Origin of the sequence: Streptomyces sp. NPDC006309, assembly GCF_040613095.1 — a bacterium.
Classification (GTDB): domain Bacteria; phylum Actinomycetota; class Actinomycetes; order Streptomycetales; family Streptomycetaceae; genus Streptomyces.
Map to the genome: position 1 here is coordinate 1,596 of NZ_JBEXRO010000050.1, position 15,402 is coordinate 16,997.

A 15,402-nucleotide genomic window follows, 5' to 3' on the forward strand; every position below is an offset into this window, starting at 1 on the left:
TCTGGCGCAAGTTTGGGATGACAACGGCTGGCATATCGACTTCCCCGCCGAGGCGGCGGCTGCAGCGACACACATCCCCGTCCCCACTTTCGTCGGTGGCCCTGCCGTGTTTGGTAGGGACCCTGCGCGTAACACCAAGTCGATATACGCCATCACGACGGACGGTAAACTGGCGCAAGTTTGGGATGACAACGGCTGGCATATCGACTTCCCCGCCGAGGCGGCGGCTGCAGCGACACACATCCCCGTCCCCACTTTCGTCGGTAGCCCTGCCGTGTTTGGTAGGGACCCTGCGCGTAACACCAAGTCGATATACGCCATCACGACGGACGGTAAACTGGCCCAAGTTTGGGATGACAACGGCTGGCATATCGACTTCCCCGCCGAGGCGACAGGCCATCCCAAGTTCCGGGCCTAGAACCGATCACGCTACAGGGTCATTGCGTGATCGAGATCTGTCTGTGTGGTAGACGCGCTCCATGGTCAGCCGTGAGTGGGCGTGCTGGCAGCGGTTGTGCGTCAGTAGGTGTTTTTGATCCCTGGCCGTGAGGTGGGTACGGCTGGATGATCTGGTGTGTGGGGGCTCGTGAGACGGCTCGGCGGTACTGCCGGGAGTGCGGTGATCCGCTGCCGCAGACGATGGCTGTGGAGGCGATGTTCTGCTCGGGTCGGTGCAGGTCACGGCGGTGGCGGAGGCTTCAGCAGACCCGGCAACGGGTCATGGCGATGCAGCGGGGACAGCAGGCGGAGTGCCCGGTTTGTGGTCGGTCGTGGACGGTAGGAGTGGAGCGGTCGAGGGCGGCGGTGTACTGCTCGGACCGTTGCCGGGTGCGGGCCTGCCGTCAGCGGCGGGCGTCACGGAAGAGCGTTACGGAAACGCCGTAGCCAAACGCTTCGCCAGCACCTCGAACACCCTTTGATTTGCAGGGTAGTTGGGGGCGATTGCCGAGCGCTTCGAGCGCCCCCGGTTCACGCCCTGCCCCGGCGTGTCGCACGCGCGTCACGGTGGACGGTGACCGGGGCCGGCGCCCCTTTGACCGGACACGTCATGGTGGCCGGGCCGGACCCGGGCGAGGGCGGTGGTCATCATGACCGACGTGACCGACCGGATCGGGAACGTCACCCGGCAGCGTTACGGACAGCTCGTCACCCAGGCCAAGGAACTGATCGCGCAGATCGCCCGCGCACAGTTCGCCCTGGGTGACATGGCGCTGGAGATCGAGCCGATGAGGGCGGTGGGCGGGTCGATGCCGAACGGCACGGACGACCTGTTCACCGTGACGGAGTCGTTGCAGATGTTCGCGGACGACATCGGCGTGGAGCGCCGGACGGTGGAGGACTGGCGTTACACCTCCAACCGGTGGCCGGAGAAGCGACGCAAGGAGGGTGTGTCGTTCACCGTTCACCGCATCCTCGCCTCCGTCGTGGATGAGGACGAACGGTGGGCGGCGATCGAGGATGCGCCGTTCAACCCGCGCACGGGGGCGAGGCAGTGGACGCCGGACGGTGCGAAGCGGGTCGTCGGCCAGCGGGTCGACCGGCCGGTGACCGTCGATGAGAAGATCCAGGCCGTGGCCGACCTGACCCGGGACGACGAGGTCGCCGCCCAGGTCGCCACCGATCTGCTGAAGCGGCCGACGGTGACCGAGCATGTCACCCCGGCCGAGCGGGTGCGGGTCGTCACGGAGCTGACCAGGGACGATACCGTCGCTCAGCAGGTGACCACGGACCTGCTGCGCCGCCCGGACGTCGCCCGGAAGACGATGCGGGACGACACCACCCGGATGCTCGTCAACCGTGCCCAGTTCGACAACTCACACCAGACGCGGGACCGGATCCGGGAGCGCACCCCGGCCGTCCGCGCGATCGAGCACACCATCGAATACCTTGACCTGGTCGGCTCCTGCCACGGCTTCGTGGCCACCCTGGGCCGCCTGGTCCCGCAGCTGCGCGGGCAGGAGTTCACCGAGGACGAACGCGAGACTGTCCGCCGGCAGATCGGCCGGGTCCGCGCGGCGGCGGACTGGCTCGAAGGTGCCCTCGACAACGGCGAGTTCACCCTGGATGAGCAGCTGGTCCAGCTGCTCAAAGGCGAGTAGGCCATGCCGCGACGCCGGGAGGCCCGGCCGCTGGCCGAGCACTACGGCGACCTGGTCCGCGTCGCCCTGATGGAAGCCAGGCCCGCCGGCCTGCACACCTACCAGCTCATGGCCGCCACCCGCCTGACCCGCTCGCAGATCGGCCGCGGCATCCGGCATGTCCGCGATGTCGTCGCCGCGGAGAACCTGACGCCGATCACGTGGACCCGCCGCGACGGGTTCATGTTCTCCGACGACCCTGCGGACTGGATCGAGTACGACAAGCGGCAGTTCCGGCAGATCCTCGGCCGCCTCACCCGGGTGATCACGGGCACGCTCGATCCGCACCTGGCCCGCTACCCCGACGACGAGTGGGCCCAGCTCGCAACGGCCCAGCTCACCGGGGTGCGAGCAACCCTCGCCCAGCTCTCCAAATAGCCCCAGCCCACAGCCGATCACCTCTGCCGAGCCCGCCATGCCCGCTGCCTCCCGTCGCCGCCGCTACCCGTCCGACACCTCCGTCGCCGAATGGGCACTCCTGGAACCCCTGCTGCCCGTCCCGGCCTGCCAGACCAAGACCGGCGGCCACCCGGAAAAGTGGCCCCGGCGGGAAATCGTCGACGGCATCCGCTACATCGTCGACAACGGCGCGAAGTGGCGGGCTCTGCCTGCAGATTTCCCACCCTGGGAGACGGTCTACGGGTTCTTCTGGAGGTGGAACCGGGCCGGAGTCGTCACCTACATCCGTGACCAGCTCCGCCGCCGGATCCGTACCGGCAAGGGCCGATGCCCGCACCCGGTGACGCTGATCGTGGACTCCCAGTCGGTCAAGGGTGCATCCACCGTCGGCCGCAACAGCCGCGGCTACGACGCCGCGAAAAAGATCAACGGCCGCAAACGACATATCACGGTCGACACGCTCGGCCTGCCGGTGATGATCACGGTGACGCCCGCCGACATCCAGGACCGCGACGCCGCCCGCGACGTGTTCTGGCGGCTACGTCTCACCCAGCCGCAGATCACCCAGGTCTGGGCCGACCGCGGCTACGCCGGCGAACTCGTGGACTGGGCCCGCGACCGCCTCTGGCTCACCCTGCGCATCGTCTCCCGGCCCAAAGGCACCAAGGGCTTCGTCGTCCTGCCCCGCCGCTGGAAAGTAGAGCGCACGATCGGCTGGTGCATGAACGCCCGCCGCAACGCACGCGACTACGAACGCCTCCCGCAGCACTCCGAAGCCCATCTGAACTGGGCACTCATCACCATGATGACCCGACGCCTCACGCGCAAGAAACCTGCTCCCAACTGGACGAGGCGGCAGGCGGAACCTTCTCCCGACGGAGCCGAAAAGGGCTCAGCGTAGAAGAGGTGTAGTCGGGGGCTGTCGGTTTTCGAGGTCGCTTGCACGGTTTTTCGCGCTCGCCTGCACTCCTGTCCGGGCGCTGCGAGACGTGCACGGAGGAACGAGCTATGCACCGTTGTTGCCATCGCGCAGGGAACGAATCATGCTCTGCAGGATCCGGAACGCGGCTGACTGCTCGGTCTCGGTCATGCCGGCCAGCATTCTGACCTCGACGGACCGGACCGCTACGGTCGCCTTCTCCAGGCTGCGTAGGCCGCGAGACGTGAGCCGCGCGGGAAGAACCTTCCCGACGGGCGCCTCCGCGGGCCTGGTCACGTAGCCCTCTCGTTCCAGAGTCTGGAGCAGCACGTTCATCGTCTGCCGTGTCACGAACGCGCCACGCGCGAGCTCGGAGTTCGACAAGCCCGGCCGTTGAGCCAGCAGCTCAAGGCAGGAGTAGTGCGTCACGCTCATCCCGAGTGGCCGCAGCACCTCCTCCATGGCTGCGCGCAGGGCGCTCGAAGCCTCTTTCAGCAGGTAGCCCAGCGATTTGTCCAGGTCGACTCCGACACCGTTTTGACTCATGTCAGGATTCTGACATACGTTGGCCTGTGTCAGGAATCTGACACGAAAAGAAGGAGCTTTATCATGCCCGCCACCGGCCCCGACTTCATCTCGCTCCAGGCGCGCGACCTCGATGCTTCGCAAGCGTTCTACGAGCAGTACCTCGGCCTCGTCCGCTCGCAGGCCGGGCCTCCGCACGCCGTCGTCTTCGAGACGAAGCCGATCGCGTTCGCACTCCGCGACGTCGTTCCCGGCACCGATCTCGCATCGGTTGCACAGCCCGGCATTGGTGCCGCGATCTGGCTCCACGCCACCGACGTCCAGGCCATCCACGACGCTCTCGTCGCCGACGGTCACACCATCGTCTCCGCACCGATTGACGGCCCCTTCGGCCGGACATTCACCTTCGCCGACCCCGACGGCTACCAAGTCACTCTCCATGACCGCGCCTGACAAGCCAAACGCCACCGACGATCACCGTTCCCCCGAAGACCGCCGGTTGCAGCGCAAGGTTGAAAAACACCTGCTCAGCGAGCAAAGCGTTGTACCGGTCGGTGAACTGGTCGAAGAAGTCGTCGCCGCGGTCCGTAGTCAGAAGCGGTTTGTCGACGATCCGATCCGCCCAGGGCGTTCGAGTCTGGGTGGACCCGCCGACAGCCTGGGCGGCCTACTCAGGCATGGAGGGCATAGGCAACGGTCTGCGCACCGCCGTGGTGGCTGCCCGCCTCCTGATGATCTGTGGGTTTTTGTCGGTGGTGGATTGTGATGCCGGCGGGGGTGATGGCCTGCCAGCTGCGATTTCTCGGATTGGTGTCGGTGGTGGTGAGAGTCGGCCGCGCTGGTCCAGGGGGTTGGTGTTAAGGGGCTGGTCAGCGGCTGTTTACGGGTGGGCGGGCCGCTGTCATGAGGTGAGAGGTTGATGGGTGGGATCGCTGTCGTGGGGCTTTATCGCATGGCAGCTGATGCTGTCTCAGGTTCGTGAGTTCTTATGCGGTGAGGTGGGCCCGGTCGGTGTGATCGTGGGGTGGACCACGAGGTAAGGGCCGGTCGTGGGGCTGTGCTGCCCAGGGGGTTGGTGGTGCGTCGTCTGCTGGAGCGGCAGCAGGCGGGTGAGCTCACGACGCGGCATGTGCGTGCGGTCGCGGAGACGGTGGGTGTCTCGGAGCGTACGGTCTGGCGCTGGCTGGAGCAGGCGAAGGCTTCCGGGCGGGCGGAGGCGCCGGCCCGGCAGGGATACGCGGTGTCGGACGAGGTGTGGGAGCTGCTGGGTGAGGCGGGGGGCAATGTCTCGGAGCTGAGGCGTCGGCTGGTGGCTGCCGGCGGTGAGGCCCCGGTTCCGTCGATGTCGACGTTGTGCCGGGTGATCCGCAGGGACCGACGGGCGGGGCGGGCTTTGCTGACCGGGCGGGAGCCTGAGGTTGCCGGGTCGCGCCGGCCGGATCCCCTCAGTGAGCTGGGCCTGAACGTGGTGGCCGAGAAAGGCGTCGGTGGGCAGGTGTTTTTGCGGGAGCAGAAGCACCTGGCGCAGGTCCCGGTTCTGGTCCCGGATGCCCAGGTGGTGCACACGCCTGCTGTGCGGTCGGTGCTGCGGACGGTCGCGCACGCGGTCGCGGTCGGGGCGGTGGTGTGTTTGTACGGCGATGCCGGCCAGGGCAAGACCGTCGCGCTGCAGTACGCCCTGTCCCAGCTGCCGCACCCGGCCAGGGTCCGCCGGGTCCACGTCGGTGTGCACCCGACGGTTCCGGAACTGCGCCGGGTTCTCGCGGACGCCCTGGAGCTTGGCAGGCGTCTGCCGCGCGGGGCGGGGGAGGCCGACCTGATGCTGGTGAACGCGCTCCGACAGCCCCGCGTGCTGGTACTGGACGAGGCACAGCGCCTTCCGGGGCCGGCGCTGGAGTTTCTGCGCGGGCTGTGGAACCACCCGGACACGGACACGGCACTTGTGCTCGCGGGTGCGGGTAGCGAACGGGCGCTGCGCCGCGTGCCTGCGTTGGCCTCTCGGGTACTGACCTGGGAGCTCGTGCCGCGCCTTGGCCCGCGCGAGGTGGCCACCGTGATGGCTGCCTTCCACCCCCTGTGGGAGGACGTGAGCGAGGACGATGTCGCGTGGGTGGACGAGCATGTGGGCCACGGCAATTTCCGGACCTGGGCGAAGCTCACCTCGCACCTGACCGCCGAGACCTACGGCAAGAGCCGTGCGGTGGTGGACCGCCGGATGCTGGAGCGGGCCTGCGCACGGCTCATGGGGCCGCTGTGACCGGCGCCTCCGGGCCGGGAGAGGCTGGCGGCCACGAGGACGGTCCGCACGCGCGGGGAGGTCTGCCTTCTTCCTCCCTGTCGGCGCTGCGCGGCCCTGCCGTGCGCCGGCTGCTTGCCCTGCGACAGGACCAGAAACTGACGACCCGACATGTACGGCTGATGGCTCAGTCGTTGGAAGTGACCGAGCGCACGGTGTGGCGGTGGCTTGCCGCTGCCGAGCGTGACGAGTCCGCGGCCGCGGAGCCCGGGGCGCGGGCCCAGAGCAAAGACCGCTTCTCCGTCACCCCGGAAGTGCGCCGCCTGCTGGCCCTGTGGAAGGGCAACGTCGCGGCGGTCCACCGTGAGCTGACCGCTCGCGCGGCCAAGGGGGAGGGGGAGCCGCCTCCGTCGATCCCGACGCTGCACCGGACGATCCGCCGTGATTTGACGCCGGGGGAGCGGGCCGGACTTGCGGGAGGCGAGCGGGCGGCGCGCAAGCACGATGTGTTCCTGGCCCGGCCGCGGGGCTGGCGTAACCACGTGTGGGAGACCGACCACATGCAGGCCCCGGTGCTGGTCGACGTCGCTGGCAAGCCCCGCAGGCCGTGGATCACGTGGTTCACCGACTGCGCCACCAACGCGATCACCGGGGTGGCGGTCACGCCGGTGCATCCGTCGCGGGAGTCGGTGCTGGCCGCGCTGCGTTCCGCGGTGCTGCGCGAGGACCCCTATGGTCCGTTCGGCGGCCTGCCTCAAAAGGTGCGGGTGGACCGGGGCAAGGACTTCCTGTCCCGGACGGTGACTGCCGCGTTCGATCTCCTGGATGTGACGGTGGAGGACCTGCCCGCCTACACCCCTCACCTCAAGGGCACGGTGGAGGGCCTGAACCGGGCGGTGGAGGGCATGTTCCTGGCCGCGCTGCCCGGCTATGCCCGCCAGCCGCGCCCGGGCAAACGGGCTTCCCGTCCGAAGGACGAGGTGCTGCTCGGCTTCGAGGATTTCACTGCACGGCTGCTGGACTGGATGCTGTGGTGGAACACCGAGCACCGCCCGGCGCCGTTGCGGGGCAAGACTCCGCTTCAGGCGTGGCAGGACGATCCCACCCCGCTGCGGGACGTGCCCGCAACAGATCTGTGGACGTTCACCCTGGAGGACGCCGGCACCCGCACGCTGACTACCCGCGGCATCCGCTTCAGGAGACGCGACTACGTGGGGCCGTGGATGACCGGCCAGACCGGGATCCAGGTCCGCATCCGCTTTATGCCCCACCACGACCACCGCATCGAGGTCTACCACGCCACCACCGGCCGCTACCTGGGCCCCGCGGACCTGGCCGATCAGGCCACCGAGGAACAGGTCAGCGCTGTACGGAAAGCGCGGGCCGCCCGTGTGCGCCGCCTGAAGAAGGATCTGGAGGCCTCGCAGCGCGAGCGCTACGCCGCCGCCACCCAGGCCGAGCCCCCTCGGCGGCTCGGCGCGCTGACCGGTGCGCAGGCCGAGGCCGAACTCGCCCAGACTGCCGAATCCGACCTCGCGCAGCTCGCGATGCCAGACCTCATCCCGCACGCCGCGCCCCCGGCCGACTGGCGCACCCCGGCTTCCCTGGCCGCGCTGACCACACCAGGCCCGCCCGCCCCGCTCCCGTCTGGCCGTTATGGGGCTTCCGCCCTCGACGGCCCGGGCGGGCGGGTCGCACCTCCCTGCACCGACGAAGACGGAGACGCCTGATGACCGCGGCCACCTACCAGTACGTCGACCTGCCCGATGCGTCCGTGGTCACCACCCGCGCCCTGCTCACCGCCCGGGAGAACATCACCGACACGGTCGCCGCCCGCGCCATGATGTGCATCCACGGCGGGGCTGGCTTCGGCAAGACCCTCGCCGTCAACACCTGCCTGCGCGCACTCGAACCCAGCGGCGAGGACGTCCGCAAGATCACCTTCCGGGCCCGGCCCACCGCCCGCGCGGTGCGCTACGAACTGTTCACTGCGCTCGACCTGGCCGGTGAACCACCGCGCCATCCCAGCGAGTTCGACCGCCTGCTGAAGACCGCCCTGGCCGAACGCCCCCGCAGCTTCCTGGTCGATGAGGCCCAGTGGCTCAACGGGGAGGCGTTCGAATACTTCCGCTACCTGTGGGACGAGCCCTCCACTCAGCTCGCGGTCATCTTCGTCGGCGGTGAGGGCTGCCACACCGTGCTGCGCCGCGAACCGATGCTCTCCTCCCGCATCTTCATCTGGCAGCACTTCACCCGCCTCACCCCCAGCGAAGTCCTCGACGTCATCCCGCTGTTCCACCCGGTCTGGGCCGACGCCGACCCCGAGGACATCACCTTCGCCGACAGCCACGCCGCCCACGGCAACTTCCGCGCATGGGCCCAGCTGACCGCCCACCCGCACCGCCCTGACCCGCACCGGCCGCACCCGCGTCGACCAGGAACTGCTGCGCTGGGCCTTCAGCCGCCTCGCCTGAACACCACACCGCCATGCTGCTCACCGTGCCACCGCCGTCCGTTACCGTGGTCATCGACCCGGGCGACGACGTTATCCACACGCACACCGCCCTGGCCGCCCACCATCCGCCGTCCGGCCGGATCACTCTGCACCCCGGCCCGGGCACCACTAGCGAGACCGGCCTCGCCCACGACCTTCTCGCCGCCCTGGGCAAGCCGCCCCTGCTCCCGGGCCGCTTCCCTGCCGGCCGTCAGCCCGCCTGGGAAGCCGCCGCCGCCTGGATGACCGCCCTGCCCGTCGCCCGGCTGACCGTCCTGCGCGCCCACCGCCTCACCGCCCGCCGCACGATGCGCCTGCTGCAGCTACAGGCCCTCGCCGGGATCCACCTGACCCTGGTCTGCCACCGCCCCCACCTTCCCGCCGCCCTGCACCAAGCCCTGAGGGCGGTCGACTACTCCGTCACCACCGATTTCCAGGAAGCCCGCCGCCACTACTACGGCTCACCCGTCGCCTCACCCTCACCAACAGACGAGCCCGCCCGGCCAGCAGACAGGTGGCTCACCCTGCCTGCCCTGCACCGCCTCGTCTCCTACGACAGCCCCCGCCCCTGCGCCGCCCCGTGCACGCCGCCCCCGATCATCTGGCGGCACCGCCCACCGCCCGTGCCTCTCACCGCGCACACCGCCCAGCGAGTCGCCCGCCGGCTGCACGCAGCGACCGCACATCCTTGCCTCGCCGCGGCCGTCGCCGCCGCGCTGCTCACCGGCGCATCCCTCCAGCAACTCGCCACCGCACGTCCCCGCGACTACGACGACGCTGAGGCCACGCTCGCCCTACACGACCGCGCCCGCTACACCGACGGCTGCGCCGCCCACCCCGTACCACCCTGGGCGGGCATCTTCCTGCGGGCCGCAGCCTGCTTCACCCGGCTCCTCTCCAGCGACCAGGAACTGCTTGCCGCGCCACGTGACCGTGGGCACCTGCTGCGTGTGGCGGAGACGGCCAGACTGCGCCCGCCCCAGCCGCCCGCAACCCGCCGCAAAGACCCGGCCGGCCGTGTGGAGTGGGACTGGCGCGAGCGGCAGGAAGCCGAGAGGTACGAAGCCATGTCGGCCAGTCATGTCAGGCCCTCGCGACGCTGGACACTCTGACGCATTTCGCTCGAAGAGGCAGGCTCATCCGATCGAGAAGTCGGCGAACTCGACGTCGCTAAAGGCGATGTGCAGACCGTGGGCCCGGCGGCCCCCGTCACGGAAGTAGGCGTGCCCCAGCGCGCGGGCGAGGATCACCGTCTGCTGCTGCTCGCCTGCGCCGACATCCCGGGCGGCGAACAGCTCCCGGGCTACCTCTCCCGGCAGGTCCTGGGTGATCCACCGCACCCGCGGGTCGTCCGAGGAGCCTGCTGGCGCGGCGAACCCGAATCGCGCCCGGGTATGGAAGACGAACCCCTCCGCCTCGGCCTGGGCACGCAGGCGGCCCCGTACCCGGGGCTGCCACCGAGCCAGGACTGCTTTCTCGATCGCCCGGATCTGCGTCGGACCTGGAGGACGACGCGCCCCTGGTTTCTTCGTCACCCACCGCTGTACGGCGCGCTGCGACACCCCCAGCACGGCGGCCACCCTCCGGGTGGAACCACGGTGCGCTGCCAGCAAAAACCGCAGGCGGGCCTCAATGCTCGAAGGAACGGGGCGGGTGCGCAACGCGCGCTCCAATCCCTGCTCGATCTGTCCCACGTCCGCCTCCCCAAGCGGCCAGCCGACAGAGCCGACACCTGCAGTTCGTCACCTCAGTTCTCCCACGTCGTCTGCCCCCGCCTGCCAGTTCCCGCATCCTCGGGACCGCGCTGGCTGAGGCAAGCTACGAGCCCGTCCCGTACGCGGAGAACACCCACCGCCTCGTCGTCGCCAACGAAGGAAAGAGCCGACGGCCGAGCCGGTATCCTGCCCGCAGGGCCGACGCCCTGGGCTTCGCCGACGCCCACACCGCACCCGGACACCCACACCGTCCGGAACACCGGTGGAAGGTCTTCCGGGATCAACGGACCGCTAGACGAACACCTTGACGATCCATCGAGCCGGGGTTGCCGTGTGGGGGCGAGAACCCGGTGCCGAGAGGACCCGTCCATGACCAAACGCACTACCGAGCAGCAGCGCGCCCGCGAACTCCAGCGCACCTCAAGCGAGCAGGGCACAAACCTCAGCTACCACGAAGCCCTCAACTGGGTACGTGCCACCGCCGAAGCGCACGCCGAGAATCCGGGCAAGATCGCCGTCTGCGTACCGCACGCGCACTGCATCATGATCTTCGGCGCGGACGAGGACCCTGAGTACATCCGTAAGTCGACCACGCCGACTCCCGCGGCCGAAGTCGAGCTCGCCAATGAGCTCCTCCAGCGGAGGAACGCTCTGATGCGCGACCACTCCAAGGCCGAAATCATGGCCATGATCCACAGGAGGCGGCGCGTTTCGCGCGCGGATCTCGCACGCTGCACCAAGCAGGAGCTCGCAGGCGATCTGGTAGACGGCGAGGACAGCCGCGAGCGCTATGAAGCGTACGGGCGGGTGGCGCTGATCAACGGCAGGCCGACGCGCGACTCACGACCTCTTTGCGGAGGCGTCGGCTGCTTCGGCCACGACAGTGCGACGCCTTGGCCGGAAACCCGCGCGCGCTTCCGCGCCCAAGGGCCCTGCATCGGCGCACAGTAGCCCGAGTGGCTTCTACGCCCTCGCCCATTCAAGTCCGAGCGCGGCGAGGGCGGCGAGCTGTTCCGCGGTGAGCTTGTCGCGCCTCGACTTGGTGTTGGAGAGCCATACGCCCAGCCGGACCGCTACCGGTTCGGTCTCGCCGTCGACCGCGACCTCGACGACCGCGCCGCGCGGCACCGGCCGGTGGCCTTCCCGTTCCACCCACTGCGCGAGGGCTGCCAGGCCCCGCTGGAACGCCTGCTGTGCCTTGCTCGGGCCCTTCGTCGCGCGCCTGGCCGTCGGGGCGGCAGGGGGCGCTTGCAGCGGCTTGATGCCCAGCCGGGTCAGCCGCTCCTGTTGCTCGGATGACAGCAGCTTCCAGGTGCTCGCCTCGCGTTGCCGTGCGAGCCATCGTCCGATGTCGTCGCCGTCCATGAGGACGCCGGGCTGGATGTCGGGCAGCAGCCCACCGGGCTCGTCCTCGGCGAGGTCCGCGAGGACGCGGTAGTGGCGTTGCCAGTCGAGTGGCCAGGGGCAGTTCCAGTCCGAGTCGATCGCCGTCAACTGCTTCGCGCGCTCCCGGGCCCGCTCGGGGTCCTTCCCGAGGCCGCCCTTGCGGCGGAGATTGGCCATGTGCTGCCCGATGGGCACCATCGCCTCGCCTTCGCCCCAGACCGCATCCTGACGCGGTGCGAGGTGCCCCATGGCCCGCCGGTAGGAGCGCAGTGCGGCGAGCTTGTTCTCCCAGGCTTCCTCGCCCGGCTCCCACACCATCCCGGCCTCCGGCGTGTCCAGCAGGGTCTTGCGCCGCTCCTCCAGTTCACCTGCCCGCAGCGCTTTCCTCTGCTGGTGGACCCAGCGCCCCAGCGGGAAGTCCTTGGTGACGCCGACCTCGACCTCAACGTCATACGGGACGGCGTAGAGGCCGGTGATCTCGTTCTCCTTCCGCCACCGGAGCAGCGCCTGGTAGCCCTCGAGCCAGACCAGGGACTCGGGCCGGTAGACACGGGTGCGCAGGAAGGCCGCGATGGTGGCGGCGTCGCGCGGGCTGGAGAAGTGCAGCAGCGCGGACTCGGCAGCGGCGTCGGTGTCGTCCTGCTCCTGGTCCTCGCCGCCGGCCCCGACGATCCGCCCGTCGTCGTCACGCCGCAGGTGCACCTTGCGCTTGCCGCTGGTGAGGGCGCGGGAGGCGAGTTGCTCGACGAGTCGTTCGTCATGACTGCGCAGGCCTTGGAGGACGGCTACGAGGGGGCGGAACGAGGCGCTGGTGACCATGTCGGTCGGGTCCTCGCCGGGCTCCAGGAACACCGGCACGATGATCCGCGCAACCTTGGTGGAGCCGTCGCGGTTCAGCCTGAGCGCGCGGCCGATGTTCTGCACGATCTCGACCTGGGAGCCGCGGGTGTCGGCGAAGCAGATCGCCTCCACTCCGCGCTCGCCGGTGATGTCCACGCCCTCCCCGAGCACCCGAACCGAGGCGAGGAATGCCCGGTGCACGCGCCGATTGTTCGCGTCGATGCCGTTGGCGAACTGCTGCAGCACCTCGCGCCGCTCGGACACGAGGTGGTCGCCGCACAGCCACGCCGCCCACACCCGGTCCGGGGGTATGTGGCGGCCGGCCTCCAGCTCGTAGAACTCCGCGTCGATCGACGACTTCGGCAGGGCCTCCGCCTTCGCCAGGTCCTCATCGGAGGCGTCGTTGACGTACAGCTGCGCGGCCGTCTCGGGCAGCTTCTCCGCGAACGCGGCGGCCTCCTCCACCCGCTGGTGGAACGTCATCACGGTGCGTAGGTTCCACCTCGCGGCGTGCTCCAACAGCGCCGTCTGCAGGAGCGCCATGCGCCGGCCCCGCAGCGCCTCATCCGACTCCCCGAAGACCGGGGAAGGGTCGCGGATCTCCAGCACGTCGATCTCGAACCCGGCGAGGATGCCCCGCTCGATCGCCTCCGAGAGCCCCAGCTCGGCCAGCCACGGCCCGTAGGTGGCGGAGTCCTGGCCCATCGACGCCAGCACCAGCTCCTGCCCGTCCGCACCCCGCTGCGGCCGGGGCGCGGCGAGGATGCGCGGGGTCGCGGTGAGGTACAGCCGGAAGGCGGCGGGGATCCGGGCGTTGTCGTGGATCGCGGCCCACGGCCGACCAAGATCACCGGCGGTGCCGTGGGCCTCATCCACGATCGCCAGGTCGAAGCCTGCCATCTGCTGGCCATACAGCCGCTCCCCGCCCGCCAGGGCGGCCTCCAGCGGCCCGCGGACCTTCCGTTGGCCCTCGGGTGCGTCGATGTCCTCGCGGTCCACGAGCGAGGCGTACGTGGCGAACACGACCACAGGCCCCGAACCTGCCCACAGGGCGAGCTGGATCGGGTTGGTGGTGGTGCGCACGCCCAGCTCGTTCAGGACCGGGTCGTTCTCCAGCGAGCACACCGCCACCATCGGGCCACGGTGGCCCACCAGGCGCCACGCCTGGGCGGTCTGCACGAGCAGGTCCAGGGTCGGCACGGTCACGAGGATCCGGCCGTCCCGGAAGCATTCCAGCGCGCACGCAGCCGCTGTGATCGTTTTGCCCGAACCGGTTGCTGACACGATCGTGCCCCGAGCACCCTCCGGGGGAACAGATGACCTTGCAGGAAATCCCACCCACTTGCGGAAAGTCGCCTTCTGGTCGACCTGGTGTTCCTTGAGCTGAATACCCGGCATTTAGCAATCCTCCCCTAACTCGTTTCCTGACCGCTTTGGGAAATCACCGGGAAGGTGTGAAGGGCGGGATTGACACCGTACCGTCCTCGCCCACCACGACCCGCTCGGCGAGCTGCGCCAGGACCTGGGCGGGCATGAGGCCGGCCCGATCGGCCGCCGCCCGGATCAGCCGGCTGGGCGCAGCAGACAGCCACAGCTCCGCCCGCAGCTCATCCGCCTCCTCCCGACGCCGCGCCTCAAAGGCGGCCCGGGCCGCGAGAGCACCATCACGCCGCTCTTCGCGTTCCCGAGCCCGCTCCGAACCCTGCACGTCGTGCTCCGGCTTGTACGCACCCCAACCGACAGCAGCCATTAAGTCCTGACGCGCTGCCACTCGGCGTGCTTGGCCGCCCAGGCGTCGGCCAGCCGCTCCGGGTCCATTCCGAACTCGGAGAAGGAACCACCCCGCCGCAACTGCCCCGCTGTCTCACGCTCGCGAACAGCAGCCTCCGCGACCCTCTCCGCAACGGCAGCGACCTCCAGACCCCTTGCCTGCCGGACCTGATCCCGCGCCACTTCCTGAACAGTCCGCATGCGGCTTTCCCTTTTTCCGTTAGCGCGCGGGGCGTGCCTCGTTCGGTCAGCTGGAAGGTGTACTGCATTTTTCCCAACGCTACATGGTGCATCAAATTGATGCACACGCTACCCTGAAACACCGACACGAACGAGCGATGCCAGGACTCCGGCATACTGACCAGTCATGGACAGACGCAGCACACGGCGGTTGACACTGATGGTCGACGAGGAAACGTTCGAGGTCACCGAGCGACCCGACGAGTTGGGCACATACGACTTCACCTGGCTGTCAGGCCCCAACCCCGGGTACGGCTTCACCTCCGCCGTGCAGCCGGCCAGAGCATTGAGCGAGCCGGAACTGCAGGCGTCAGCACGGGACTTCTTGAAGCAGGTGGACCCAACCACCGGACACATCGAATAACCACCCACCGCACCCACCCTCATAGCCAGCCAGGCCCGCGATAGCGGGCCCCAACGGTTCTGGAGGCGCAGCCGGAAGGACCGTCAGGCGGGGGAGCGCAGCGGACCCGCCCCATCAGGCCGGAGCGAAGCGGAGGCCTGACAGCGGGACGAAGTCCCGCAGCTCCGGGAGCGCAGCGAACGGAGCATCAACCCGACTGCGCAGCAGTCGGGTTGCGCGGGACGCGCAGCGTCCCGCCAGCGCTCCCGCGGAGCGGGAGCGCAACAAACCGTGCGCAGCACGGTTGTGTCCGGGCCGCCGGTACCCGCCGTGGGCGTCGCGGTCGTACCGTCACCGCCGCTGCCGTTGCCGTCGCCACCTCCGCTGCCGCCGGAAG

16 protein-coding genes are annotated in these 15,402 nt (G+C 69.4%); 12 read left to right on the top strand and 4 right to left on the bottom strand.

Features of this window, described 5'->3' with window-relative positions:
• The 4 genes from ABZ117_RS33795 to ABZ117_RS33810 all read left to right on the top strand — a co-directional run.
• Window positions 1-418 (top strand): hypothetical protein (locus ABZ117_RS33795; protein WP_356826558.1); only part of this gene is annotated, 418 nt, incomplete at its 5' end.
• 670 nt (window positions 419-1,088) lie between these two features.
• Entirely contained in the window at window positions 1,089-2,099 is a 1,011-nt protein-coding gene (locus ABZ117_RS33800) for a DUF6192 family protein (RefSeq protein WP_356826560.1), read from the top strand.
• A gap of 3 nt (window positions 2,100-2,102) precedes the next feature.
• Window positions 2,103-2,516: a hypothetical protein gene (locus tag ABZ117_RS33805; protein WP_099053976.1), complete on the top strand. Its 414-nt coding sequence runs from the start codon at window positions 2,103-2,105 to the stop codon at window positions 2,514-2,516.
• Between the two features lie 37 nt (window positions 2,517-2,553).
• On the top strand, window positions 2,554-3,438 hold the full coding sequence (locus ABZ117_RS33810; protein ID WP_356826562.1) for an IS5 family transposase: 885 nt from the start codon (window positions 2,554-2,556) through the stop codon (window positions 3,436-3,438).
• 105 nt (window positions 3,439-3,543) lie between these two features.
• On the opposite strand, the gene ABZ117_RS33815 is transcribed toward ABZ117_RS33810, so the two are convergent.
• Entirely contained in the window at window positions 3,544-4,002 is a 459-nt protein-coding gene (locus tag ABZ117_RS33815; protein ID WP_356826564.1) for a MarR family transcriptional regulator, read from the bottom strand.
• A 63-nt stretch (window positions 4,003-4,065) separates the two neighbouring features.
• On the opposite strand from ABZ117_RS33815, the gene ABZ117_RS33820 reads away from it, so the two are divergent.
• From ABZ117_RS33820 to ABZ117_RS33845, 6 genes are all read left to right on the top strand, one after another.
• A complete protein-coding gene (locus ABZ117_RS33820) occupies window positions 4,066-4,434 on the top strand; it encodes a VOC family protein (RefSeq protein ID WP_020549970.1) in 369 nt (122 codons plus the stop codon).
• Complete coding sequence (locus ABZ117_RS33825; protein ID WP_356826566.1) at window positions 4,421-4,747, top strand: hypothetical protein; 327 nt, start codon at window positions 4,421-4,423, stop codon at window positions 4,745-4,747. The genes ABZ117_RS33820 and ABZ117_RS33825 overlap by 14 nt, the downstream gene beginning before the upstream one ends.
• A gap of 312 nt (window positions 4,748-5,059) precedes the next feature.
• The gene (locus ABZ117_RS33830) at window positions 5,060-6,238 is read left to right on the top strand and encodes an ATP-binding protein (RefSeq protein WP_356826568.1); all 1,179 of its coding nucleotides are present in this window, start codon (window positions 5,060-5,062) and stop codon (window positions 6,236-6,238) included.
• The gene (locus ABZ117_RS33835) at window positions 6,235-7,947 is read left to right on the top strand and encodes a Mu transposase C-terminal domain-containing protein (RefSeq protein ID WP_356826570.1); all 1,713 of its coding nucleotides are present in this window, start codon (window positions 6,235-6,237) and stop codon (window positions 7,945-7,947) included. The genes ABZ117_RS33830 and ABZ117_RS33835 overlap by 4 nt, the downstream gene beginning before the upstream one ends.
• The gene (locus ABZ117_RS33840; RefSeq protein WP_356826572.1) at window positions 7,947-8,957 is read left to right on the top strand and encodes an AAA family ATPase; all 1,011 of its coding nucleotides are present in this window, start codon (window positions 7,947-7,949) and stop codon (window positions 8,955-8,957) included. The genes ABZ117_RS33835 and ABZ117_RS33840 overlap by 1 nt, the downstream gene beginning before the upstream one ends.
• On the top strand, window positions 8,954-9,823 hold the full coding sequence (locus ABZ117_RS33845) for a hypothetical protein (protein ID WP_356826574.1): 870 nt from the start codon (window positions 8,954-8,956) through the stop codon (window positions 9,821-9,823). The genes ABZ117_RS33840 and ABZ117_RS33845 overlap by 4 nt, the downstream gene beginning before the upstream one ends.
• A 24-nt stretch (window positions 9,824-9,847) precedes the next feature.
• Here ABZ117_RS33845 and ABZ117_RS33850 read toward each other — a convergent pair whose 3' ends face one another.
• Entirely contained in the window at window positions 9,848-10,405 is a 558-nt protein-coding gene (locus ABZ117_RS33850; protein ID WP_356826576.1) for a helix-turn-helix domain-containing protein, read from the bottom strand.
• A 390-nt stretch (window positions 10,406-10,795) separates the two neighbouring features.
• Here ABZ117_RS33850 and ABZ117_RS33855 point away from each other — a divergent pair, with 390 nt between their 5' ends.
• Window positions 10,796-11,377, top strand: a complete 582-nt coding sequence (locus ABZ117_RS33855; protein ID WP_356826578.1) for a hypothetical protein — start codon at window positions 10,796-10,798, stop codon at window positions 11,375-11,377.
• 12 nt (window positions 11,378-11,389) lie between these two features.
• Here ABZ117_RS33855 and ABZ117_RS33860 read toward each other — a convergent pair whose 3' ends face one another.
• Both ABZ117_RS33860 and ABZ117_RS33865 read right to left on the bottom strand, forming a co-directional pair.
• Window positions 11,390-14,050 carry a Helicase associated domain protein gene (locus ABZ117_RS33860; RefSeq protein WP_356826580.1) on the bottom strand — a complete coding sequence of 887 codons (2,661 nt, stop codon included), beginning with the start codon at window positions 14,048-14,050 and terminating at the stop codon, window positions 11,390-11,392.
• A 43-nt stretch (window positions 14,051-14,093) separates the two neighbouring features.
• Window positions 14,094-14,402, bottom strand: a complete 309-nt coding sequence (locus tag ABZ117_RS33865) for a hypothetical protein (protein WP_356826582.1) — start codon at window positions 14,400-14,402, stop codon at window positions 14,094-14,096.
• A 387-nt stretch (window positions 14,403-14,789) separates the two neighbouring features.
• On the opposite strand from ABZ117_RS33865, the gene ABZ117_RS33870 reads away from it, so the two are divergent.
• Window positions 14,790-15,026 carry a hypothetical protein gene (locus tag ABZ117_RS33870; RefSeq protein WP_356826584.1) on the top strand — a complete coding sequence of 79 codons (237 nt, stop codon included), beginning with the start codon at window positions 14,790-14,792 and terminating at the stop codon, window positions 15,024-15,026.
• Window positions 15,027-15,402: the final 376 nt, after the last annotated feature.

What these genes read in the sequence shown, in the direction of transcription:
- ABZ117_RS33840 (WP_356826572.1), top strand. Translation starts at nt 7,947, where the DNA reads ATGACCGCGGCCACCTACCAGTACGTCGACCTGCCCGATGCGTCCGTG.
- ABZ117_RS33845 (WP_356826574.1), top strand. Translation starts at nt 8,954, where the DNA reads ATGACCGCCCTGCCCGTCGCCCGGCTGACCGTCCTGCGCGCCCACCGC.
- ABZ117_RS33860 (WP_356826580.1), bottom strand. Translation starts at nt 14,050, where the DNA reads ATGCCGGGTATTCAGCTCAAGGAACACCAGGTCGACCAGAAGGCGACT.
- ABZ117_RS33855 (WP_356826578.1), top strand. Translation starts at nt 10,796, where the DNA reads ATGACCAAACGCACTACCGAGCAGCAGCGCGCCCGCGAACTCCAGCGC.
- ABZ117_RS33805 (WP_099053976.1), top strand. Translation starts at nt 2,103, where the DNA reads ATGCCGCGACGCCGGGAGGCCCGGCCGCTGGCCGAGCACTACGGCGAC.
- ABZ117_RS33870 (WP_356826584.1), top strand. Translation starts at nt 14,790, where the DNA reads ATGGACAGACGCAGCACACGGCGGTTGACACTGATGGTCGACGAGGAA.
- ABZ117_RS33800 (WP_356826560.1), top strand. Translation starts at nt 1,089, where the DNA reads ATGACCGACGTGACCGACCGGATCGGGAACGTCACCCGGCAGCGTTAC.
- ABZ117_RS33815 (WP_356826564.1), bottom strand. Translation starts at nt 4,002, where the DNA reads ATGAGTCAAAACGGTGTCGGAGTCGACCTGGACAAATCGCTGGGCTAC.
- ABZ117_RS33865 (WP_356826582.1), bottom strand. Translation starts at nt 14,402, where the DNA reads ATGGCTGCTGTCGGTTGGGGTGCGTACAAGCCGGAGCACGACGTGCAG.
- ABZ117_RS33810 (WP_356826562.1), top strand. Translation starts at nt 2,554, where the DNA reads ATGCCCGCTGCCTCCCGTCGCCGCCGCTACCCGTCCGACACCTCCGTC.
- ABZ117_RS33820 (WP_020549970.1), top strand. Translation starts at nt 4,066, where the DNA reads ATGCCCGCCACCGGCCCCGACTTCATCTCGCTCCAGGCGCGCGACCTC.
- ABZ117_RS33825 (WP_356826566.1), top strand. Translation starts at nt 4,421, where the DNA reads ATGACCGCGCCTGACAAGCCAAACGCCACCGACGATCACCGTTCCCCC.